Raw genomic sequence first — 20,122 nt, 5'->3', positions numbered from 1 at the left:
TCTCCTGAAAATCAAAAGGCGATCGCACTTTTGCTGGTAAATTAACACAGTACCCTAGCTAGCCCTTCATTCAGTAGCTTCTCTCCGGGACTTCAGTTGAGATGCAATCAGAGGAACTTTGGGCGAGAGAAAAAATCCAATTAAACTGGCAAAAAGGATTGGTGTAAAAGGACTTAAGTTAGTCAGTTTTGACAGCAGCAGAGTTGTACTTATAGGTGTACGCGTTACGGCTGCATTGACTGCCGCCATTGTACAAATCATGGCAAGGGCGGGATTAAGCCCCGGAATTAACACTGCTACTGCTTTACCAATACAAGCACCGGTGAAAAACAGGGGGATGATGAATCCACCGCGCCACCCACCTGTTACCGTAATGCTAATGGCTGCCATTTTACCAAGAGCAAGAGTTAAGAGAAAAATAGCACCAAAGCTTGTAGTGAGGACTGGCTCTAATTCTTCATGTCCAAAATAACGGGTTAGGGGTAATAAAGCTGCTAAAGTGCCAAGCCCAAATCCTGCTAATGTTGTGCGTACATAAATGGGGCCTGGAATTCTAGCAAACAAGTAATCGCAGCCCCGAAAAATGCTCATAAAAATCCATCCCGCCACCGCCCCAATGATTCCGAATACGATCGCGATCGCAAAATCATCAATTTTTTCTAGGTGGTACTGGGGAAAATGCCAAGTGGGTGCAATTCCCAAATGTGTAATTGCTGCAAATACCAGATAACTCGCGCAACTTGAAACAATGGCTGGCATCAAAGCTTCGTAATATTCCACAATATGTTCATGGTGCAAAATCTCCAACGCGAACATTGCACCGCCAAGAGGTGCGCCAAACAAAGCTGTGAAGCCAGCCGCCATCGCCGCTAAACTCAAAGTTCTGAGGTCTTCACCCTGGAGTTTTAAGCGATCGGCAACCCAAGTACCAAAAGAACCTGTTACTTGTACTAGTGGCGCTTCTGGTCCAGCACTACCGCCTGCCGATATGCTGATTAAAGAAGCAAGAATCATTGAAGGATTTTTGCGAACATCTAAACGTCCGCCACGAAAATGAATATTATCAACAATCACGGCGATTTCACCGGGATTTCCCAGAAAATGAATCACCAGCCCGATAATTAAACCGGCGAATGGCATCACTATCAGGAGGCTAAAACCTTCAAATCGTTGCAGATGGTGAGTTAAAAATTCTAAAACATTCCAGTAAAATGCAGCGAATAGACCACCAGCTGTACCTACAGCTACCCAGAGGATCACCCACTGCGAAATCATCAGGGGATTACGTTTTACCAGTCCAAAAAGTTGAGCAAATGTCCAGCGTTGAGTTTGATTGCTAGCGGTGGTCTTTTTTGGTAACACTGTTTATTTCCTATTTGTGAAACGAAGAATATGGAATATTACGTTTTTTATCGTAAAGGCTATTTAGTTCACTGCATCATCTTTGCTCTATAAAGCCATACAGTTCACTTAAGCAATTTTTATTTTTTCCTTCTCTCTGCGTTCTCTATACGTCTGCGGCAAGACGCTTTACGTCACACAGCGCAACATTATATGTTTAGAATTTCATGGTTGATACTTCATTGGTCTATAAATCATTTTAGAAAAGCTTCCTTTTGAGATAATTATCTAGCTAAGTTGCTTATTTCTCTTGGTAGATTCAATCAAAATTAAAAAATACAAAAATAACAATATAGATATCTGAAAACTAAACTGTAAATTGTTAGTTTTATGGAAAAAGTTTATGGCAATGTTCAGGGAATCCGTTGTGTTGCTACTCAAGTTAAATCAGAACCACCTGCGATCGCTGCAACTAATTGACGAACCCGTGAAGGCGATTGCAGTCCCACAAAATTCATACTAACAGGAAGAAATTATATGACACCGACCATCATTGTCCACGGTGGAGCAAAAACCATCACAGACGACAAAGTTGCAGCTAACAATGCAGGCTGTACAGCAGCAGTAGAAGCTGGTTGGGCAGTGCTAATCAGTGGAGGTACTGCCGTAGAAGCTGTTGAAGCAGCTACCCGTGTTTTGGAAGCTGACCCGACATTTAACGCTGGTCTTGGCGCAACTCTCAACAGTGACGGAGAAGTGGAGTTAGACGCGGCGATTATGGAAGGCTCTTTAAGTTGGGGAGCGATCGCAGCAGTTCAGGGTGTACGTCATCCAATCTCGGTTGCCCGAAAAATTATGGATGAAAAACCCAGGCTGCTAGTAGCGCGGGGTGGAGAACGCTTCGCTAGAGATTGCGGTGCCGAAATGTGTAAAAAAGAAGACTTAATAGCTGAGGAGCAATGGCAGCAGTGGAAGGAAGATCAAGAAGTGATTGATCGCCCCAACACCATAGGTTGCGTAGCTTTGGATACTAGCGGTATCTTGGCTGCTGGTACTTCAACTGGCGGCACTACGAAGCAGCAACAAGGTCGCGTCGGTGACACTGCGATCGTTGGCTGTGGCCTGTACGCTGATAATAAATTCGGCGGTTGCTCAACAACAGGTGATGGCGAGTCGATTATCCCAGTGGTTTTGGCTAAAACTGCGATCAATTTTTTGACTGGAGACAGACACCCAGATGAAGCAGCACAGATGGCAATCGACGCTCTGGTTTCTAAGGTTAAAGGTGAAGCTGGGTGCATCCTCATAGACCGTCAAGGACGTGTTGGCTGGGCGTATAACTCATCACACATGGCTTGTGCTTATATGACGGCAGGACAAGACAAGGTGGCTGCATTTACCAAGAAATAACTCATACCAATTCGTAATAGTCTATGCCCCACTACGCTAAGTTTATGCGTACTTAATAAAACCAAATTCAATCTGAGTTTTCAAGTTTGAATATATAGGCTTATTTTTCCAAGTTAGTGTTACTTGGAAATGCAGGAGACTCATTTTTTATAAACAACTGCATCCCTTTATAAATGTGGTTTATCGGAGGAGTGGATGAACTCAAAACACGACTTTGAATACTTTCAAGGCAGTTCTCTTTCTGATTTGTTTACTCAAGATATCACAGATGGATCTTATGGATTTATCTTAAATTACCCTGCAACTGCGAGTTGGGCTGCTTATCCCAACCGGAAACAATATTTTATTCAAGATGGTAGTAGTGAAGCCAGCAAAACCTCCTTCGACAAGATTTGTCAGAAAGAACCTTGGAAAAATCTGGCTGTCTTAGGCGATCGCATTCCCGGAATTGTGATTATTCCGCCACCAAAGCCCCTGCTTGAATACTGGCAAGAACATTTGGGATTCAAGCACTCCAATATTGAGATGATGGATTGCTCGACTTATCTGGACGATCTCAGCCACAGTGATGGCTGCGCCAACGCCAAGGGCGAACGCTTTGATAAACTCATCACTCTATTTCCTTTTGATTGTCTAAAACCTGAAAAACACGCTGTTGCTTCAGACACCCATTACCGTTTACTGAGCAAAGTAACGCTAGAAGAACTAGGGGTGCAATGTCCAAAATATAAGAGCTACAATCTGCAACAAGTCAATATCGCAGACATTCAGTTACCACAATTTCCCTACTTAATTAAAACGTCCCACGGACTCTCAGGAGAAGGCACTTATATCATCAAAAGTCCCAGCGATCTAAACTACTGCCTTGAAGAAATTAAGAAATATCTTGATATTAAGTTGCTTGATACGATTATTGTCTCAGAGTTCGTCAAGAATGAAGTGCAGAATTACTGCGTACAGTTCTATATCAACAAAGCCGGGGAGATAACTCTCATTGGCACTACCGGACAACTCGTCACTCCAGAAGGCAACTATTTAGGAGGAATTATTGACTACGGCAAAACTGACATGAGCAAGTTCTTTGAAATGATTGCCAACGTTGGTGATTATGCCCACAAACAGGGGTATTTCGGTGTGATTGGCTTTGATGTGCTGGAAAATCAAGACGGACAATTTTACGCGATCGATGCCAATTTCCGAGTTAATGGTTCTACTCCGTTGTGCTTGCAGCGTCATACTCTATTGCGACTGGGAAAAGAAGTAGCTAAATACTCCAGTAGCTACCGAATGGAGGGGACATTAGAATCAATTCTCATAACCTTGAAACCAGAATTAGATCGCAAAGACTTGATTATTTTATCGGCTTTAGAGAAGGCTAAATACGGAAAAATCTACACTGAACTTTATGCGATCGTTACTGGAGAAACTATCGAACAAATGCAGTATATCGAGCAGCAATTACAGACTAAGGGATTACAATTACTCTCTTAAATAGCATGATATAGGACTCATACTTACTTGCGTAAAAAAAACCGTATTGGAGCAGCAAGGCTAAAATGTTGCAAAAAATTTGTAGGTTGGGTGGAGGCTTTGCGTAACCCAACATTCTGATATATGTTGGGTTGCGCTCCGCTTCACCCAACCTACTAGCGCGGCTTACTTGCGTGAAAAAACTGCGTACAACTCAAAAAGCTTTCTTTCCTATTGCCTATTGTCTTCCCAGGCAAGTAAGTATGGCTACGCCACGCTACGCGAACAAAAATCAAAACGAATTTCTATAGTAAATATTTTATCTTCACAATTAATCTGTTCTAAGCATCATTACGATTGTTACTTAGTAGTTATTAACTCAGTATTTTTATCATCCTGACAACACTGTATAAATCATTCCTAGGAGTGAAAGTTGGATGATTCTAACTATGGTATGAACCTAAAAGACAATGCAGTTAACAACGTATCCCAAGGTTTAGGCTCATGATATTCATGCCTCATAATTTTCTGCTTATATTGCTGTTTCAACTGCTATCCGTTGGGATACTTGGTGGGGGAATCTACATTCTCTATGAGTGGTGCGAACAAGAACTTATAGGAACTTCTTATTTAGTAGCTGGACTAGTAATGGTTCTGTGGACTTTTGGCGGCCGTTTTATCAGTTTGCCACTGCTGCGTCGTCCTGGAAATCAGGAACCCAAGTTTATGCGTAGTAAAACCGTGCAACGGTTGCCACGTCCTGATGGGAGCGTGTTACAAGTTGAGTTTTTTGGCCCTGAAGATGGTCAACCAATTATCTTGTCACATGGTTGGGGGCCAAATAGTACTATATGGTATTATGCCAAACGACAATTAAGCGATCGCTTCCGAGTAATTGTTTGGGATCTACCAGGGTTAGGAAAATCCTCAAAACCGAAAAATAACGACCACTCTATAGAAAAATATGCCCGTGACTTAGAAGCTGTTGTTGCTATAGCAGGGAATAAACCTGTTATCCTGCTAGGGCACAGTATGGGTGGGATGATTAACCTAACATTCCTTAGTGGTGCAGAAAAGTCCTGAAGGCTTGATATATGGGGAATTTTACTAAGACAAGGGTGACAGAGAGGGGGAAGACATGGGATGCTCAAGTTTCCACACAAAAACTACTCCATGTCAGTCCCCCATCTTTATCGTCAACTGCAAGTTCAACTAAGTCAATGGATTTGTCCCCAAGATCAACGACATCTGCAAGTCTTTTGTGAGAATGTCGCCGCCATTTTGCAAGCTCAAAGCGCCTGTCTGAGCCACTGGTTGCCCTATCTGAGTCATAGGGAGTGCAAAGCTCGCAGCCACATGGAGCGCTTAAACTACTTTGTCCATAATCCCAAAATCACTGCCGAAACCTTCTATTTTCCTATGTTGCAGCAGTTCTTGAACTCCTGGGAGGGCATGGCGATGACACTAACACTTGATACCAGTATGTTATGGGATCAATATTGCTTAATTGAGATCTGTTTAGTTTGGGGTGGACGCTCTATTCCACTTGGTCAAACGGTATTGGAGCATGGCAGTGCCACCGTGGGCTTTGAGGACTACTGCCCCGTGTTAGAAACGACGTTAAGGCTGCTGTTAAGAGAATGTCATGTGACGTTGTTAGCGGATCGAGGATTTGAACATGGTGCGTTGATCCGGTGGTTACGGGAGCATCAATGGTCGTGGTCTATTCGGGCGAAATCGGACTTGAACATTACCCTCTCCAATGGTCAAACGGCTGCGGTTGCAAACTTGCTTCCCCAAGAGGGCGAAGCTTATCTGTTTCGAAAAGTCAAAGTTTTGCAGGACATTGAGTGTCATCTCGCCACCGCTCATTTAGCTCTGGCAAGTGAGGCTTGGGCTGTCCTCTCCGATGTGCCGCCGTCCTTGCAGACTTTTGAGGTTTATGGTCAGCGATTTGGCGGCATTGAGCCACATTTTAAGGATTATAAGTCCGCCGCTTTTGAACTCATCCGCTCCCACTTGCGCGACCCTCAAGCGCTGAATTGTTTGTTGATGTTGCTAGCGCCTGCCACCTTAATTGCTATTGCTGTTGCGGTGGTGGTGGTCGGTGAAGGTCGGCGCAAAATGCTGGATTGGCACAGCCAGAGGGGATTGAGTTTCTTACAATTAGGATTACGCGAAATTGAACGGTTGTGTTATCAACGCCTCCCAATTCCTCTATTAGCTACCTTACCTCGGAAGAGTCCCCCATCTGCCACTGCTTCACTTAAAAAACGAACGCAGATAGAGCAACAAATTGAGTTCTCCCGTGTCACTGTGTTCTCAACTTGAGACTTCGGAAAGTTTTCTGCACCACTAAGAGTATTTACTTAAAAAAATATATACACACATCATAAACTTGAAATAATACGAACTCCTTTTTCACGCATAGTTTCTTTTAGATGCTGATAGATTGCATCATCATGAACTAGCAAACCCTGTTTAGTTTTCGTGTTTACAATTAAATATCTTGGTTCTTTTTCTGAAAGTGAAGTATTGAATTTTAAGAGTGCCCAATCAGAACCCAAGCCATTCTTCCATAGATATGAAAACTCTTCTAAGTTGGTGTTCATGTCAATACTTTTTTTAAACTAGATATTACTTAGCAAAGAAAAACTTTCTACGTTAATTATGGGTGATTTTTATTACTGTTTTTGGTTTGCATGGATATCTGTAGCGTAATTTTAGTAAATAAAAACTACTGTAAATCAATCAATTTAACGTAACGACTTAAAGCATAGCGTTTGGGATAAGCCACCATTTAGTAGCACAGCACATCGCCAGTTCCCACAGTCGGGAACTGGAACAGCTAGAAACCTAGAAGATATTTAACGTAGTTTTAAGGTTTCAGACAATCTTTTTGGTTCTAAAACCCAAAAAATTGGTCTAAGGGATCTGCGGGTTAATAGTATCCCAACTAGACGGGTTTCGACTGCGCTCAACCCTCAGCCATCGAGAGTTGAGCGCAGTCGAAACTCGGTTTACTGGTACTTTATTTTTACGCAAGTCCCTAATCTGAAAAACCTACCCATAAAAGGCTCCCCTGCTTATTCAGAAGCTAATTCTGGGAAACCTTAATTTGTGAGAGCGAAAGGCTTTTGCCAGAAGGAACTAGAATTAGGAAACACCTAGCTGGGTTCTTCTGAATTTTGAAATTAGGAGTGCATGTGTGCCAAAATCCCCTAAATATTTGCTGATTGGATCAACCGAGACTTACAGCGGTAAATCTGCAACTGTTCTGGGTTTGTCTCATCAGCTACAGCAAAAAGGACTGGATATTACCTACGGTAAACCGCTTGGTACGTGTCTAAATTCGTCTAGTGGAACCGTAATTGAGGAAGATGTCCAATTCATCGCTCTTAGCCTCAATTTGCCGGAAAACCGTGTTGCACCTACAATGCTGGCTTTGGATGAACTCAATGTGCAAAAGCGCTTACGAGGGGAAGACAAAACCGATTATCAGCAGTCCCTAATACAGCAATATTTACAAATGTCCCAAGGAGATTTGGTATTACTGGAGGGGCCTGGTGATTTTTCCGAAGGCAATTTGTTTGACTTGTCTTTGCTGCAAATGGCTGAAGTATTAGATGCTGGCCTGCTGTTAGTAAGCCGCTATAAATCGTTGCTTTCGGTTGAGGCGCTATTGGCTGCTAAAGGGCGTGTGGGCGATCGCTTGATGGGAGTTGTGATCAATGATATCCCTGTCACCCAACTAGAAGCGGTTAACACTCTCTTGCGTCCGTTTTTGGAACAGCAAGGGATTCCCGTGTTAGCTATGCTGCCGAGTAGCGATTTGCTCCGCAGTATTAGTGTTGGCGAACTGGTGAAGCAGTTAAAGGCTGATGTTCTTTGTCGCAACGATCGCATGGATTTGTTGGTTGAAAGTCTGGCAATTGGAGCAATGAATGTCAACTCTGCTGTCAAGTATTTCCGTAAACGCCGAAATATGGCAGTGGTGACAGGAGGCGATCGCGTAGAAATTCAGCAAGCCGCTTTGGAAACTTCTACCCAATGTTTAATTCTCACCGGGCAACTACCACCGCCGCCATTCATTCTCAGTCGTGCTGAAGAACTAGAAATCCCCATTTTATCTGTTGACTTAGACACTCTCACCACTGTAGAAATTGTTAACCGTACTTTTGGGCAAGTCCGTCTCCACGAGCCAATTAAGGTTCAGTGTGTTCGCCAGTTAATGTCTGAGCATTTTGACATTGACCGCTTGTTATCGAAACTGGGTTTAACTCCCGCAGCAGCATTGTCTTAGCGTCATCAACTCAAATAATTGAGATCATCAATGCTCAGTTATCAGTTAGGAGGCTGTAGTACTGGTAAAGGCATAACCGGCTCGTTGTCACCTCCCAGGCGACGACGGGCTGTTTTCCTCCGCCCCATAGCTGGGACGTGCTTAGTTGCAGCAGCTAATCCAAAAACAGGCATATTTCCGTAAATCGCTTCATATCTTCCCGGCTCGATTAAATAAGTTTCGTGCCAAATACCAACACTACCATCAGTACCAATGGCTCGATTAAACCTTTGCCAAGCTTTTAAATGTGCATAAGCTGGATTTCTGGCAAAACGCTCCAAATCCACAAGCGATTATTGAACCAAACAGTCGAAAAATTGTAGCAATGTCTAACTCAAGTTTTCCTCGCATCTACACGCTGTTTGGTAAAATATCTGGGTCGTTTAATCGGATTATGTCTATCTTTGAGCCAATCAACAGACCTTATTAACCTAGACACATTAGCGCAAGAACTGGCGACCATCCAGCAAACGGGTTCTAAAAGAATCGCCTTGTTGGGTTCTCGTCACGTTCCGATTACGCACCAGAATCTTATTGAAATGATGACTTATGCCCTAGTTTTATCGGGTAATCGCATCATTACTTCTGGTGCTACAGGTACAAACTCAGCGGCCATCAAGGGAGCAATGCGGGCTGATGCAAATTTGTTGACAGTGATTTTACCTCAAAGCCTGGAACGCCAGCCTTTGGAATCGCGCCAGCAACTAGAACAGGTAATGCATTTAGTGGAAAATCCCAGTAATGATAATCTGTCCCTTGCTGAAGCTAGTTACCTGTGTAACAAGGAGATTGTCTCCCGTTGCCAGCAACTAATCTGTTTTGCGTTTCACGACAGCCGCACCCTGTTGCAAACTTGTCAAGATGCAGAAGAACAAAGAAAAGTGGTAACGCTTTTCTACTTTGATTAGTCATTTGTCATTTGTCTTTTGTCATTTGTATTTGACTCATGACCAATGACTGATGACTGATGACTAATAACCAACAACAATTAAGTAATGATAATTTTTTTGTACTCGATTGCTGCTGCTGTCGTTCTGATTTACCTGCCATTTTTGGTAGTAGCTTATGCCCGTGTGCGTATTGGCAAGGAAATGCTTGCTACTCCTCGCGCCATGTTGGATAAATTGCCGCCTTATGCCCAACGAGCTACTTGGGCACATCAGAATACCTTTGAAGCCTTTATGGTATTTGCCGCAGCCGCATTGATGGCTTATGTAACTGGTGTAAATTCCTCTACAGCACAAGTGGCTGCGATCGCCTTTGTGGTGGCTCGTTTCCTATACTCGATTTTTTATATTTTGAATATACCCCTTTTGCGATCGCTCATGTTTGCCATTGGTATGCTTGGCTCTACCACTCTCATCTTCTTGAGTATTATCCAAGCTACTAATTAAGCGGGGAATGGGGAATGGGGAATGGGAAAAATTTTTCCAAAATCCAATCCAAAATCCAAAATCTAAAATCTAAAATGTTTTATGGCTTCTACATTTTCCTTTGACATTGTTAGCGACTTTGACCGACAAGAGTTGGTTAACGCCGTCGATCAAGTGATACGAGATATCAAAGGTCGTTACGACCTCAAAGACACTCAAACTACTGTCGAGTTGGTCGAAGAAAGCATTAACGTTAGTACTGACAGCGAGTTTACGTTAGATTCTGTACATACCATCCTGCGAGAAAAAGCCGCCAAGCGTAACCTCTCCCAGAAAATCTTTGATTTTGGCAAAGTTGAATCAGCTAGCGGTAATCGCGTGCGTCAAGAAATCAAACTCAAAAAAGGCATAAGTCAAGAAATCGCCAAACAAATTTCCAAATTGATTCGAGACGAATTCAAAAAAGTACAAGCCTCAATCCAAGGTGATGCTGTGCGGGTTTCTGCCAAATCTAAAGATGACTTACAAGTAGTAATGCAGCGCCTGAAACAAGAAGACTACCCAGTTGCTTTGCAATTTACAAATTATCGTTAAAAGATTCGTAATTCGTAATTTCATTCTTAATTACGAATTACGAATTATTCTAACCCTGTCCGCCAATACTTTTTTGAAATGCCGGACGCTCAGATAACTGCTTGATATAGTTCAACACCTCTGGGTAAGGGCTGAGGTCTAGCTTCAGCATGATGGGAATATAACTCAGAATAGAACCCACTCCCACATCAGCAACAGTGAACTCATTACCCAGCAAAAAAGGCTGCTTACTGAAAATTTCATTTAACGCATTCAACAAGCGAGGCATTTCTCGCTCCCGATTTGCTTCTACAAAAATCCCTGTAGCTAGGGTAGAATTGCCAAACAACACCCACTGGGAAAATACAGCACGTTCCTCTAATGAAAGTGGACTTTTACTGTACTTCTCGGCAAGATACAGCAAAATTGCCCCAGATTCCCAAAGCTGAAAATCCCCATCAACAATTGCTGGAACTTTACCAACTGGGTTAATTGCCAAATATTCAGGCTTGAGGTGTTCACCCGCCTGCATATCGAGTTTGACGAATTCGTAAGGAACTTGTATTTCCTCTAAATACCATTGAACAATTGAGGCTCGACTACGAGCGCCACCGTAAAGTTTGAGCATAATTACTTAAAGAACTTTGTGAGTGTGAGAATGCTGTTTAACGTTATCTTCTTTTGTTACAACCCTAGCGGCATTTAGCACCCGTTTGCGCTCAATTGAATACTTAAATTCACTGTAGTTTGTGCCTAATGGAATTAGGGATTTTGCAGATTCACGGCGCTTGTATGTACGAGCTGCTGCAAATACTCGCGGCACAAATTCCTCTCCAAACTGAGCCGACTCTGGGAAGCCATCCGGCAGGAATTGTGAATCGCCATCCAAGACAGATGCCAAAGTCGTTGCATGAGCCAGCTTATAGGAGGTAGGAATGCCTTTTAAAAGCGCTTCCAAAGCCGCAGAAGGAATCGGTTCTATGACTTCGATTTGATAAACTTCTCCATCTTCTTTGACGAAGCAGGTTGCCAAGCCGAGAACAATGTAGTCATCGGTTGCTAAATCAGGGGCATTGGGATAGGAAATTGCAGTTGTCATCAGAAAATTTCTCAAAACTTAAAAATTAAATCTAGATGCTGGGGCATTGGGCATGGGGCATGGGGCATGGGGCATTGGGCATTGGGCATTAGTTATTTATTCTTTCTCCCCCTGCTTCCCCTGCTTCCCCTGCTCCCTCATCTCCCTTGTCCCCCTCTCCCCTCTTTCTCATCTCTAAAAGAACGGCTTGTTGGCATTCTACCAATTTGTCGCTCTCACTACCTGACTAGTCTTTGAGATTGACATCTGCTATTTCTGGAATTGACCTCTGGGATCAAGTATCCATCATTAGGTTTGAGGAGCAATTGTTTATTTAGGACGTATCGTATATTTTTCTTGTGCGGCTAGGTAAAGTTCTCTCTTTAGATGGCTTTTTTGTAACCCTAAATACCTTACAAATAGACACAGTGGTAAAAGCACTACCGAGCAAAAACTAGAATTTAATTTTACAAAGCAGGGATTTCAGGCAGGGAAAGATGAATATTCACTCATTTTTAGCTGACGATGACCAGCAAAGAAAGCAATATAAATGTGTTTTAAATAATACAAGTAAAGTCCAAGAAGACAGGAAAAACGATCGCAGCGCATCTACTTTAGGGAATAACTACTTACGCTCTTTTGCTTTGAAGTCGGCTCAAGAAGGTGACTATGCTGAGGCGATCGCACTTTTAAGCCAACTAATTTACCGCCGTCCGCACAATGCCGTTGATTACAACAACCGGGGACTAATTTATTTCCAAAGTGGTGAAAGGCAAAAAGCGCTTTACGACTATAACACCGCCCTGAAACTTAATCCCCATTTGGCTAGTGCTTATAATAACCGGGCAAATTACTATGCAGCTTGTGGCGAATTAGCAACAGCACTTGCCGACTACGATCAAGCCATTGATTTGAATCCTGGCTATGTTCGGGCTTGGATTAACCGAGGCATTACCTGGCGTGAATTGGGGCGATACGAGGAGGCAATTGAGAATTTTGAGTTAGCACAGCTTTTCGGTCAACTAGAAGGTCATATCTGGGCTGAACGCGGCAGAACTTACCATCTTTGGGGTGACTGGAATTGTGCGATCGCTGATTATCGTCGTGCCCTCACCCAACTGCCTGCTCTCGAAACAACTAGGGACTTTACTGGTTCTCACTTGCGTTTACAAATCGAAAATTGGCTAAACGATTTGTTATCTCCTGAGCATCCTACTGCCTATTTGGTAGATTAATTCTTAAGTAAGTCGGCACAATAAAACCAAATTGCGTGAAGAAAAGTAAACAAGGCTCAAGCCCTTTTTTTACTGCTCCTTGTCCCCTACCTGATTTCAAGGATGATTATTTACGCCGACCGACTTACTGGGAATTCAAAATTCAAAATAATTGATTAAATTTTGAATAGGATTTTACTAATAGATGATAATTACATAGCTATTCAAACATCAGCTATTAACCATTATTTATTAGCAATAATATAAATTAGCACCCGGTTTTTACGTAGCCAAAATCACAAGAAACCTAAATAATGCCAAATTCGCCATTTAGCTTAAGGTGATGACTCTGTTTGTTCATCTTCTCTAAGATCCTTATTCATCAACACGACCCGACGCTGATTAGGAGCAAATCGGAATCCTTGTTGTTGCATAATTCTTCTAGTTTGCTGAGGATCGAAGTTACGGCTAAATTCCACCTGTAAACCATCGACATGTACTTCCATCAACTTGACTTCAGTATTAATTTCTCGCAACTTTTCTTGCTGTAACCAATGATGGGGCAAAAGTTGTGCTAAAGCAGATGCTGCTACGGCTGTAACTACAAGATTAACCGCTATCTTGGCTGTGCTTTCTAGTGCCATCACCTGGTAAGAACGTTGACGAAGATGCCGCTTTGGTCGAGGAATGACCCGGCGTTTTTGTATAGGTTGTAACGGTGGTCTGGAGGGTTGAATCGCGTTCATGATGCTAAAAGATAACCTCGCTTAGTGAAGGGAAGCACTGTAAAAGCCCTCTGGCGATAATTACTGCTTGATTTAGCTGTCATATTACTTCATTTTTTTGAAATAGCTACAAGTGTTGCACCAGTTAAAAAATAACCTGGCTTACGTAAGTGCTAGTTTCTTCGCTACTGATGGCATAACGCCAAAAGAAGAAAGGAAATTGCACCCCGTACTGCCAGGATTATTAGCTTTTCAACTGTGTCACATCGTAGCCTTATTTGTAAAGTTCTGTGGCTAATCGCCAAGCTAGAACTCCTGGAATCAGCGCTACAACTAGAGCGATGTAGACTTGAGTGTCTGAGATGGAAGATATCTGAGCGATGTACAGAGTATCTAAGATAGGCATGGCTGAAAACCTCCTAACCTGAATAGATTTTGAACAGTTCGTTTACTACTTTTCCTTGTTTTGCCAGAATTGTGGAATATCTTGTTACAAGATGCAACAAAAGCAGTTATTAGTCAGTAGTCCTTATTTATTCTCTATTAAAAAAATTTATAAAAATTATGAATTTGTATTTGGGTATCGACTTCGGTACATCTGGCGCACGCGGCGTGGTAATTGACGAGGAAGCCTATTGTATTCAGGCTGAGGTGAGATATCCCTTCCAAGACTCAACAGCCACCGTTACGCCAAGAATTTGGCAGGAGGCTTTGTTTGTACTGCTGGAACAAATACCTGACCAATTGCGGCGAAAAATTAAAGCGATCGCCATTAATGGTACTTCTTCGACCGTCTTGCTTGTTGATGCTGCTGGCAATCCAACAGACGCACCACTGATGTATAACGATGCGCGGGGATCATTGCTGCTAGAGCATTTGAGGAGTATAGTACCCCCCAATCATACCGTGTTGAGTGCCACCTCCAGCCTAGCCAAACTTTTGTGGATGAGGCAATTACCCTCTTTTAGTGAAGCTAGATATTTTCTGCATCAGGCAGATTGGCTGGGGTTTCTCCTACATGGACAGTTGGGAATTAGCGATTACCATAATGCTTTAAAGCTGGGTTATGACGTGGAAGAGTTGAAATACGCAGAATGGCTAGAAAAACTGCAAATACCGATTCAGCTACCCCACGTTTTAACTCCTGGTACTCCCATTGCCGAATTACGTCCTGAAATTGTGGATAAGTTTGGTTTTAGCCGTGATTGTCTGGTATGTGCTGGTACGACTGATAGTATCGCGGCTTTTCTCGCCAGTGGTGCAAAATTACCTGGTGAAGCCGTGACTTCCTTGGGTTCAACATTGGTACTAAAGTTATTAAGTCGTACCCGTATAGAAGATGCCAGATATGGAATTTACAGCCATCGGTTGGGTGATTTATGGCTGACTGGGGGTGCTTCTAATACTGGAGGTGCAGTACTTAAGCAATTTTTCACCAACGCTGAGTTAGAAAGCCTTAGCCGCGAGATTGATCCATCAATTGCCAGCGAGTTAGATTATTATCCGTTGTTGAAGGTAGGCGATCGCTTTCCAATTAATGATCCCAATTTAGCCCCACGTTTGTCACCACGCCCAGATAACCCAGTGGAATTTTTGCATGGGTTGTTAGAAAATATTACCCGCATAGAAGCACGAGGGTACGAATTATTACAGCAAATGGGAGCAGACAAGTTAAGCCGTGTTTATACTGCTGGCGGTGGTGCGGCTAATGATACTTGGACTACGATTAGAGCGCGTTATTTACAGATTCCTGTAGTACCGTCAGTGTATACAGAAGCTGCTTACGGAACGGCGCTGTTGGGTATGGAAGGCGTGAAAAAGATTAATGTGTAACTATCTTTTCGTAGATATCTTCTAAATCAGTATCTATCCCAGTGACAATCGACATATCTCAGACCATACTGGGATGATTAGATACCGGACTATAGATTCCAGGTTAATGATCTGGGCAGCTATTCGGGGATGGGTGCTTCGCCACAAGCGAATGTCATCTATCCCCTTTATTAATTATCGGTGTGAGTTCTGAGGGATTAAGAGAAAAAGTTTTTTTAAGAAGGTTTGACCTGTGCGATCGAGATTATCATCTAGGGAAAATGTGAGGCTGCGGACTCGAATTTGATCGCTTTTAATATTTAGTGGGTGTGTCAAGTCTTTGGGGTATATCAAAAAGGCTTGTTCGCATTTGATTGTGTTGGCGTAGCTTAAGGCTAAAATGATGCGACCAAATTTTAGTTTGATTTATAGATGATACGATCGCAGTAAAAGTACTTTAGAGAGCTATGACAATAAAAAAGCGCATTGAGCTTAATCAAGGATGCTTCCTTAATCCTGCAAATAAAAAGATAGTTATCAATTTAGCAAGTAAAGATATTTTAAATATAATCACACAAGAATTAACAACTCGTTATTCACCAGAAATTCAAAAGCAAGCACTTGAAGAGAGTTCCCAATTGTTGCCGAATTTCGTATTTCAAGAATTATTAAAACGCCAAGAGGAGCTAGTAAACGTTAACCCAGATACTTTAATAATAGTTAACTGTAAGATCACAGAAGCAGAAGTAGATGACTTAGAATTTAATTTAAGTGTCGAAGCATATTTTGTAATTGGAGATACAACAGGTCAAAATCATTTTCGGGCTAATAGGATAGTACTTTGGTCGAATATATGGAGTGATGATGAACAACTCCTTATCGATTTAGAAGATGAACTAGGCGAAAAATTCTGGACAAATTATCAAATTCAATTACTCTTTGATGAAGAGAATCAGCAAACAATTGAATTAGAAGTATCACAAACAGATGATTATGCAGCAAGATTGGAATTTTCTCCATCTCTTCAAAAGTTTTTACCATCCATAGTTCCCTTTACGGATAATGAATTCTAAAAATTCTTCTCCGCGCTGATTATCAGCCAATCAATCAGAATGGTAATCCCGGCTCTTCATGGCTGTAAATGAGTTATTTACGATTGGCTGGTGGTCTTGTAAATAATAAAATACTGTGTCAATTACCTGTTATCGAGCAATACAGTTCAGTTAAGGCTAAAACTATTTGCCAAAGTCAATTTTTTAACAAACCGCATACTCCTAGGTCGAAGCAAGGTAAGCGCAGCGTCTCGTTAGAGAAAGACGCAAAGAGAATAAAGAAATGCTTAACTGAAACGTATGGTGTTATCAAGAGATATTGTACAAGTAACTAGCATAACTAAATTACAGCGAGGATTAGCGGCACGCAACAGAAAAAAGCAATTTATTGTATAAATTACTGCTGTCTTCAAACAGTCAAGGTAATGCTATGATTTTGCTGAATTTAGAAATCTGGGAGAAATTGTTTCCAAAATACCACCTACGACTTTAGAGTGTTGAAATAACTCAAATAACTATTTATCTGAAGGCGAGGTATGACAACAAACTTTAGTCGGCGTGAATTTATCTTGTTTGGTTCAGCCGCGTTTGCTACCAGCTTAGTGGTACAAGCTTGCAGTAATAAGCCAACGACACCAACAGCGACAACAACAGGTGATACTGAAGGGTTTAAAATAGCGATCGCTCTCCCTGGGATGATTACTGACAAAGGCTGGAATCAATCTGGTTATGAAGGAATCAATCTAGCAAAACAAAAGCTAGGTGCAGAAACCGCCTATGTAGAAAAAGTAGCACAGGCAGATCAGACAGAAGTATTAACAGATTTTGCTCGTAAAGGCTACAATCTCATCTTCGCGCATGGCGGACAATTTGATGCCGCAATTGAACAAGTCGCCTCACAGTTCCCCAACACATTTTTTGTGGGAATAAATGGTAATCTCAAGGGTGAGAATATTGCTTCTTTACGAATAGATCATCTACAAGCTAGTTATTTGTGTGGCATTATCGCTGCTTATGTCACTAAATCTAATAAACTAGCTTATATTGCTGGAGAGAAGTTTCCTGCTACCGAGGGAGAACTGCGGGGATTTGAATTAGGAGCAAAGTCTGTTAAACCAAATATCCAAATTACCTCTACTTTTACAGGTGATTGGGATGATGTTTCTAAAGCGAAGGAAGCAACTCTGGCATTAATTTCTTCTGGGGCTGATGTCATCTATCAATGGTTAGATAATGCTTCAGCCGCAGTTTTACAAACAGCAGGTGAAAAAGGAGTATATGCTTTTGGTAACACCAAGGATCAATTAGACGTTGCACCAAAAGCTGTTTTAACCAGTGCTGTCAAACGCTTAGATTTAGCCATAGCTTATATAGCAGAATTAGCCAAGCAAAAACAAATCAAAGGACAAATATATACAATTGGTTTAGAAAGACCAGATATATTATTTTTAGGGAAATTTGGAGAAATCATACCGGAAGCAATTAAGCAAAAGGTATTGAATGCAAAGCAAGAAATTGTTAATAAAAAAATCGTTTTTGAAGACTGCAAAGAGGCTGGTAAGGATACACGCTGCTTGAAGAAAGCAACAACATAGGTTGAGTAGACTACTTTGATAAAGATGGATTGGAAGGAATGCAAGTCCTGCTTTCTTTGGTTTGCCTTATTTTTGGTCTACAGTTTGAATTGTCAGCATTTGAGGGGGTGTAGCATCTGGTGGGTAGAGAAAATCTACTTTTACCATTCGCAGCTGGCCTGGAGACATTTTTAATTGAGCAAGCGGTTCTCCCATCTGTCCCCGTTGTTGAACTAAATGCCAATATTGGGTTCTGGGTAAGCCATTATCGTCATTGTAGCGAATACGAACTGTGCCACGAAAAAAGACGGATGCTTGGGGTGGTGAAAAAAAGCGAAGTCCAGGTTTACTTAAGTCGTCTTCTTTAATAGGTGTTTGAAAAAGCACATTTACAGTTTGTGGTTTAGCGGTATTGTTGATTAATGGTAGCGAGATGTTATATTCAATGCCGTAATTGCCATGAGCTTCGTAAGCAGTACCAGGATAACGCACCGCGAGTTTGGCAGTTTGGTTTTGTCCAGTACCCATTTTGCCTGCTAAAAGGGTACTTAAACCGTATGAAAAAGCTTGTCCTGAAGCAGGAATTGTCAGGTATGAACTATTGGAGTCGGTAACTTGTGCTTGCCAACGAGAGCCGACAGCTACCGCTGCTACCCGACCGTAAATTTCTGCTGTCGCTGTAAGATTATTTGGAGGACTAGGGGCAGGTTCACGCGGCCCTGCAAAATCACCATTTTCCAACAAGTTTTCCCATTCTTTTAAAGTGGGCGCTCGTTCAGTAGCATCTGGATTGGGTTTGGCAAACATAGCTAGGTTTGCCATATAAACTGGACTATCACTGTACAAACGCAACAAAGTAGAACGTCCATTTAATGGCGGTTTTAAAGGACGCACAGGAATTGGATGATTCATTAACATCCGGCTTTGTTTTGGTGGAATTACCAACTGGGCTGGCCATCCTGACTGCCGTTTTCCTCGTAGCATATCATTCATGACGCGATCGCCAGGGCCAGCATAAATGTTTCCCGAATTATTTGACTGTATGGGGGGAAGTTTGAGAAAAGGTGCATCAGGTTGACTAACATAACTGGCTGCTTGCAATATGTTTATAGTTGCAGGGCGATCGCTTGGATTGTAAACAATCACCCCCAAATAAAGAGTCCGCAAATCATTTGGAGTCTCAATGGCTCGAGCAATATGATGAGAAAACAAATCAAAGCGTCCCTTCCATAAAAAGTTCAGGTGTGCGCTTGGCACTTTTTTGCCTTGAGGAGGAAATGTAGACAGCAGAATACCTTCACTCTGAACTACTTCTGGGTTATTACTGTTAAATACTGGTATTGCATCAAGATGGCCAGGTAAAGGTCTTGTTTGTTGCGGAATGAAGATTTCCTGGGGTTCAGATGCTGGAGAAGGTGCTGCTTGAGCCAAAAGCAAATAGGAAATAAAATTAAGCATTTATTAGAAAAGCAATTTATCGGTGAAGTTAAGAATACAGCATACTTGTACTAATTCTGTATGATGTTGCGCTTTATTCACCTATGCCACATAAGTAAAAATTTTTATGTTGACATTGACTTAAATCCAATACCCGTGAATGAAATTATCAAGTTGCCTTTGAGGAAAGAATCTCTCAATTTTTGTTCAATATTACCCGGAGGATAATTTGTCCGGGTATGGAGGCTCCCCAAAGCATTGCTTTTAACTTTCCTGTTGGGGATAACCGTTTTTCTCGCGTTTGAGGCTTTCTTCTAAGGCTTGAATTTGTTCGCGACGAGCTTCCAATTCTAAGGAACGCCTCGCTAAATCTTGGTTTTGCAACGTCAAGGATTGTCGCCAATGTTCTGCTCGCTCGGCTTCGTGCTGCAAAAACTCTGGGGTAATGCCAATAGTGAGGTAGTTTTGTACCAAATGGAGTACCCAGTTGGTAGCGTCTTCTATTCTTTCAATGTCGCCTGTTGAGGAAAGTTCTACTAAAACAAGCAAGTTTTCACTCATGTTCTTTCCCTTCCCTAGCAGAATGAAAGCCTCTTCTGGAATTATCGCCCACAAGTTATCAGCTTCTTGACGCGCCAACAAGCGTAACTGGTGCTGGTCTAAAAAATCGTTTTTACGCACCTGGGCTAGATATAGCATGAGGGTCGCTTCGCTCCAATTA

At 42.1% G+C, this 20,122-nt stretch carries 21 protein-coding genes; 12 read left to right on the top strand and 9 right to left on the bottom strand.

The window, feature by feature from the left end; all coding sequences use genetic code 11:
* Positions 1 to 66: 66 nt before the first annotated feature.
* Positions 67 to 1,362 carry a chloride channel protein gene (locus FD724_RS18650; RefSeq protein ID WP_179073644.1) on the bottom strand — a complete coding sequence of 432 codons (1,296 nt, stop codon included), beginning with the start codon at positions 1,360 to 1,362 and terminating at the stop codon, positions 67 to 69.
* A 516-nt stretch (positions 1,363 to 1,878) separates the two neighbouring features.
* Here FD724_RS18650 and FD724_RS18645 point away from each other — a divergent pair.
* From FD724_RS18645 to FD724_RS18630, 4 genes are all read left to right on the top strand, one after another.
* Positions 1,879 to 2,751, top strand: coding sequence for an isoaspartyl peptidase/L-asparaginase family protein (locus tag FD724_RS18645; protein ID WP_179073643.1), 873 nt, complete (start codon positions 1,879 to 1,881; stop codon positions 2,749 to 2,751).
* A gap of 195 nt (positions 2,752 to 2,946) precedes the next feature.
* A complete protein-coding gene (locus tag FD724_RS18640; protein WP_179073642.1) occupies positions 2,947 to 4,242 on the top strand; it encodes a carbamoylphosphate synthase large subunit in 1,296 nt (431 codons plus the stop codon).
* Positions 4,243 to 4,734: 492 nt separating this feature from the next.
* The gene (locus FD724_RS18635; RefSeq protein WP_256874310.1) at positions 4,735 to 5,304 is read left to right on the top strand and encodes an alpha/beta fold hydrolase; all 570 of its coding nucleotides are present in this window, start codon (positions 4,735 to 4,737) and stop codon (positions 5,302 to 5,304) included.
* A gap of 90 nt (positions 5,305 to 5,394) precedes the next feature.
* Positions 5,395 to 6,552, top strand: coding sequence for a transposase (locus FD724_RS18630; RefSeq protein WP_179075548.1), 1,158 nt, complete (start codon positions 5,395 to 5,397; stop codon positions 6,550 to 6,552).
* Between the two features lie 59 nt (positions 6,553 to 6,611).
* Here the strand turns inward: FD724_RS18630 and FD724_RS18625 are convergent, their stop codons facing one another.
* Positions 6,612 to 6,833, bottom strand: a complete 222-nt coding sequence (locus tag FD724_RS18625; protein WP_179073641.1) for a hypothetical protein — start codon at positions 6,831 to 6,833, stop codon at positions 6,612 to 6,614.
* 596 nt (positions 6,834 to 7,429) lie between these two features.
* Between FD724_RS18625 and FD724_RS18620 the strand changes: the two genes are divergently transcribed.
* Complete coding sequence (locus FD724_RS18620) at positions 7,430 to 8,524, top strand: phosphotransacetylase family protein (RefSeq protein WP_179073640.1); 1,095 nt, start codon at positions 7,430 to 7,432, stop codon at positions 8,522 to 8,524.
* A gap of 41 nt (positions 8,525 to 8,565) precedes the next feature.
* On the opposite strand, the gene FD724_RS18615 is transcribed toward FD724_RS18620, so the two are convergent.
* Positions 8,566 to 8,850 carry a monooxygenase family protein gene (locus FD724_RS18615; RefSeq protein WP_256874309.1) on the bottom strand — a complete coding sequence of 95 codons (285 nt, stop codon included), beginning with the start codon at positions 8,848 to 8,850 and terminating at the stop codon, positions 8,566 to 8,568.
* A gap of 117 nt (positions 8,851 to 8,967) precedes the next feature.
* Between FD724_RS18615 and FD724_RS18610 the strand changes: the two genes are divergently transcribed.
* The 3 genes from FD724_RS18610 to FD724_RS18600 all read left to right on the top strand — a co-directional run bounded on the left by FD724_RS18610 (position 8,968) and on the right by FD724_RS18600 (position 10,530).
* On the top strand, positions 8,968 to 9,471 hold the full coding sequence (locus FD724_RS18610) for a DNA recombination-mediator protein A (RefSeq protein WP_179073639.1): 504 nt from the start codon (positions 8,968 to 8,970) through the stop codon (positions 9,469 to 9,471).
* Positions 9,472 to 9,558: 87 nt separating this feature from the next.
* Positions 9,559 to 9,957, top strand: coding sequence for an MAPEG family protein (locus FD724_RS18605; protein WP_114086053.1), 399 nt, complete (start codon positions 9,559 to 9,561; stop codon positions 9,955 to 9,957).
* Between the two features lie 81 nt (positions 9,958 to 10,038).
* The gene (locus tag FD724_RS18600; protein WP_114086052.1) at positions 10,039 to 10,530 is read left to right on the top strand and encodes a YajQ family cyclic di-GMP-binding protein; all 492 of its coding nucleotides are present in this window, start codon (positions 10,039 to 10,041) and stop codon (positions 10,528 to 10,530) included.
* 49 nt (positions 10,531 to 10,579) lie between these two features.
* Here the strand turns inward: FD724_RS18600 and FD724_RS18595 are convergent, their stop codons facing one another.
* Positions 10,580 to 11,137, bottom strand: coding sequence for a glutathione S-transferase family protein (locus tag FD724_RS18595; RefSeq protein ID WP_114086051.1), 558 nt, complete (start codon positions 11,135 to 11,137; stop codon positions 10,580 to 10,582).
* 6 nt (positions 11,138 to 11,143) lie between these two features.
* Positions 11,144 to 11,608, bottom strand: coding sequence for a hypothetical protein (locus FD724_RS18590; RefSeq protein ID WP_114086050.1), 465 nt, complete (start codon positions 11,606 to 11,608; stop codon positions 11,144 to 11,146).
* Positions 11,609 to 12,084: 476 nt separating this feature from the next.
* Here FD724_RS18590 and FD724_RS18585 point away from each other — a divergent pair, with 476 nt between their 5' ends.
* Positions 12,085 to 12,822 carry a tetratricopeptide repeat protein gene (locus FD724_RS18585; RefSeq protein WP_179073638.1) on the top strand — a complete coding sequence of 246 codons (738 nt, stop codon included), beginning with the start codon at positions 12,085 to 12,087 and terminating at the stop codon, positions 12,820 to 12,822.
* A gap of 314 nt (positions 12,823 to 13,136) precedes the next feature.
* Here FD724_RS18585 and FD724_RS18580 read toward each other — a convergent pair whose 3' ends face one another.
* Together FD724_RS18580 and psaM are read right to left on the bottom strand one after the other, a co-directional pair.
* Complete coding sequence (locus FD724_RS18580) at positions 13,137 to 13,547, bottom strand: hypothetical protein (protein WP_179073637.1); 411 nt, start codon at positions 13,545 to 13,547, stop codon at positions 13,137 to 13,139.
* A gap of 253 nt (positions 13,548 to 13,800) precedes the next feature.
* A complete protein-coding gene (gene psaM, locus FD724_RS18575) occupies positions 13,801 to 13,890 on the bottom strand; it encodes a photosystem I reaction center subunit XII (RefSeq protein ID WP_040630342.1) in 90 nt (29 codons plus the stop codon).
* A 200-nt stretch (positions 13,891 to 14,090) separates the two neighbouring features.
* Between psaM and FD724_RS18570 the strand changes: the two genes are divergently transcribed.
* The 3 genes from FD724_RS18570 to FD724_RS18560 all read left to right on the top strand — a co-directional run bounded on the left by FD724_RS18570 (position 14,091) and on the right by FD724_RS18560 (position 17,985).
* A complete protein-coding gene (locus tag FD724_RS18570) occupies positions 14,091 to 15,359 on the top strand; it encodes an FGGY-family carbohydrate kinase (RefSeq protein WP_179073636.1) in 1,269 nt (422 codons plus the stop codon).
* A 446-nt stretch (positions 15,360 to 15,805) separates the two neighbouring features.
* Positions 15,806 to 16,411 carry a hypothetical protein gene (locus FD724_RS18565; RefSeq protein ID WP_256874308.1) on the top strand — a complete coding sequence of 202 codons (606 nt, stop codon included), beginning with the start codon at positions 15,806 to 15,808 and terminating at the stop codon, positions 16,409 to 16,411.
* A 515-nt stretch (positions 16,412 to 16,926) separates the two neighbouring features.
* Positions 16,927 to 17,985 carry a BMP family protein gene (locus FD724_RS18560; protein ID WP_179073635.1) on the top strand — a complete coding sequence of 353 codons (1,059 nt, stop codon included), beginning with the start codon at positions 16,927 to 16,929 and terminating at the stop codon, positions 17,983 to 17,985.
* A gap of 66 nt (positions 17,986 to 18,051) precedes the next feature.
* On the opposite strand, the gene FD724_RS18555 is transcribed toward FD724_RS18560, so the two are convergent.
* Together FD724_RS18555 and FD724_RS18550 are read right to left on the bottom strand one after the other, a co-directional pair.
* A complete protein-coding gene (locus FD724_RS18555; protein WP_179073634.1) occupies positions 18,052 to 19,422 on the bottom strand; it encodes a DUF3370 domain-containing protein in 1,371 nt (456 codons plus the stop codon).
* A gap of 243 nt (positions 19,423 to 19,665) precedes the next feature.
* A complete protein-coding gene (locus FD724_RS18550) occupies positions 19,666 to 20,100 on the bottom strand; it encodes a hypothetical protein (RefSeq protein ID WP_012410997.1) in 435 nt (144 codons plus the stop codon).
* Positions 20,101 to 20,122: the final 22 nt, after the last annotated feature.

The organism is Nostoc sp. C057 (assembly GCF_013393925.1).
In the GTDB taxonomy this organism is placed as follows: Bacteria; Cyanobacteriota; Cyanobacteriia; order Cyanobacteriales; family Nostocaceae; genus Nostoc; species Nostoc muscorum_A.
Note: the sequence above shows the minus strand (reverse complement) of the source record. Positions and strands in the feature narration are given on the sequence as shown.

Bases quoted from the DNA above. Each gene is read 5' to 3' on its own strand.
- FD724_RS18645 (WP_179073643.1), top strand. From the start codon at position 1,879: ATGACACCGACCATCATTGTCCACGGTGGAGCAAAAACCATCACAGAC.
- FD724_RS18640 (WP_179073642.1), top strand. From the start codon at position 2,947: ATGAACTCAAAACACGACTTTGAATACTTTCAAGGCAGTTCTCTTTCT.
- FD724_RS18635 (WP_256874310.1), top strand. From the start codon at position 4,735: ATGCCTCATAATTTTCTGCTTATATTGCTGTTTCAACTGCTATCCGTT.
- FD724_RS18630 (WP_179075548.1), top strand. From the start codon at position 5,395: ATGTCAGTCCCCCATCTTTATCGTCAACTGCAAGTTCAACTAAGTCAA.
- FD724_RS18625 (WP_179073641.1), bottom strand. From the start codon at position 6,833: ATGAACACCAACTTAGAAGAGTTTTCATATCTATGGAAGAATGGCTTG.
- FD724_RS18605 (WP_114086053.1), top strand. From the start codon at position 9,559: ATGATAATTTTTTTGTACTCGATTGCTGCTGCTGTCGTTCTGATTTAC.
- FD724_RS18600 (WP_114086052.1), top strand. From the start codon at position 10,039: ATGGCTTCTACATTTTCCTTTGACATTGTTAGCGACTTTGACCGACAA.
- FD724_RS18595 (WP_114086051.1), bottom strand. From the start codon at position 11,137: ATGCTCAAACTTTACGGTGGCGCTCGTAGTCGAGCCTCAATTGTTCAA.
- FD724_RS18590 (WP_114086050.1), bottom strand. From the start codon at position 11,608: ATGACAACTGCAATTTCCTATCCCAATGCCCCTGATTTAGCAACCGAT.
- FD724_RS18585 (WP_179073638.1), top strand. From the start codon at position 12,085: ATGAATATTCACTCATTTTTAGCTGACGATGACCAGCAAAGAAAGCAA.
- FD724_RS18580 (WP_179073637.1), bottom strand. From the start codon at position 13,547: ATGAACGCGATTCAACCCTCCAGACCACCGTTACAACCTATACAAAAA.
- FD724_RS18570 (WP_179073636.1), top strand. From the start codon at position 14,091: ATGAATTTGTATTTGGGTATCGACTTCGGTACATCTGGCGCACGCGGC.
- FD724_RS18565 (WP_256874308.1), top strand. From the start codon at position 15,806: ATGACAATAAAAAAGCGCATTGAGCTTAATCAAGGATGCTTCCTTAAT.
- FD724_RS18560 (WP_179073635.1), top strand. From the start codon at position 16,927: ATGACAACAAACTTTAGTCGGCGTGAATTTATCTTGTTTGGTTCAGCC.
- FD724_RS18555 (WP_179073634.1), bottom strand. From the start codon at position 19,422: ATGCTTAATTTTATTTCCTATTTGCTTTTGGCTCAAGCAGCACCTTCT.
- FD724_RS18550 (WP_012410997.1), bottom strand. From the start codon at position 20,100: ATGCTATATCTAGCCCAGGTGCGTAAAAACGATTTTTTAGACCAGCAC.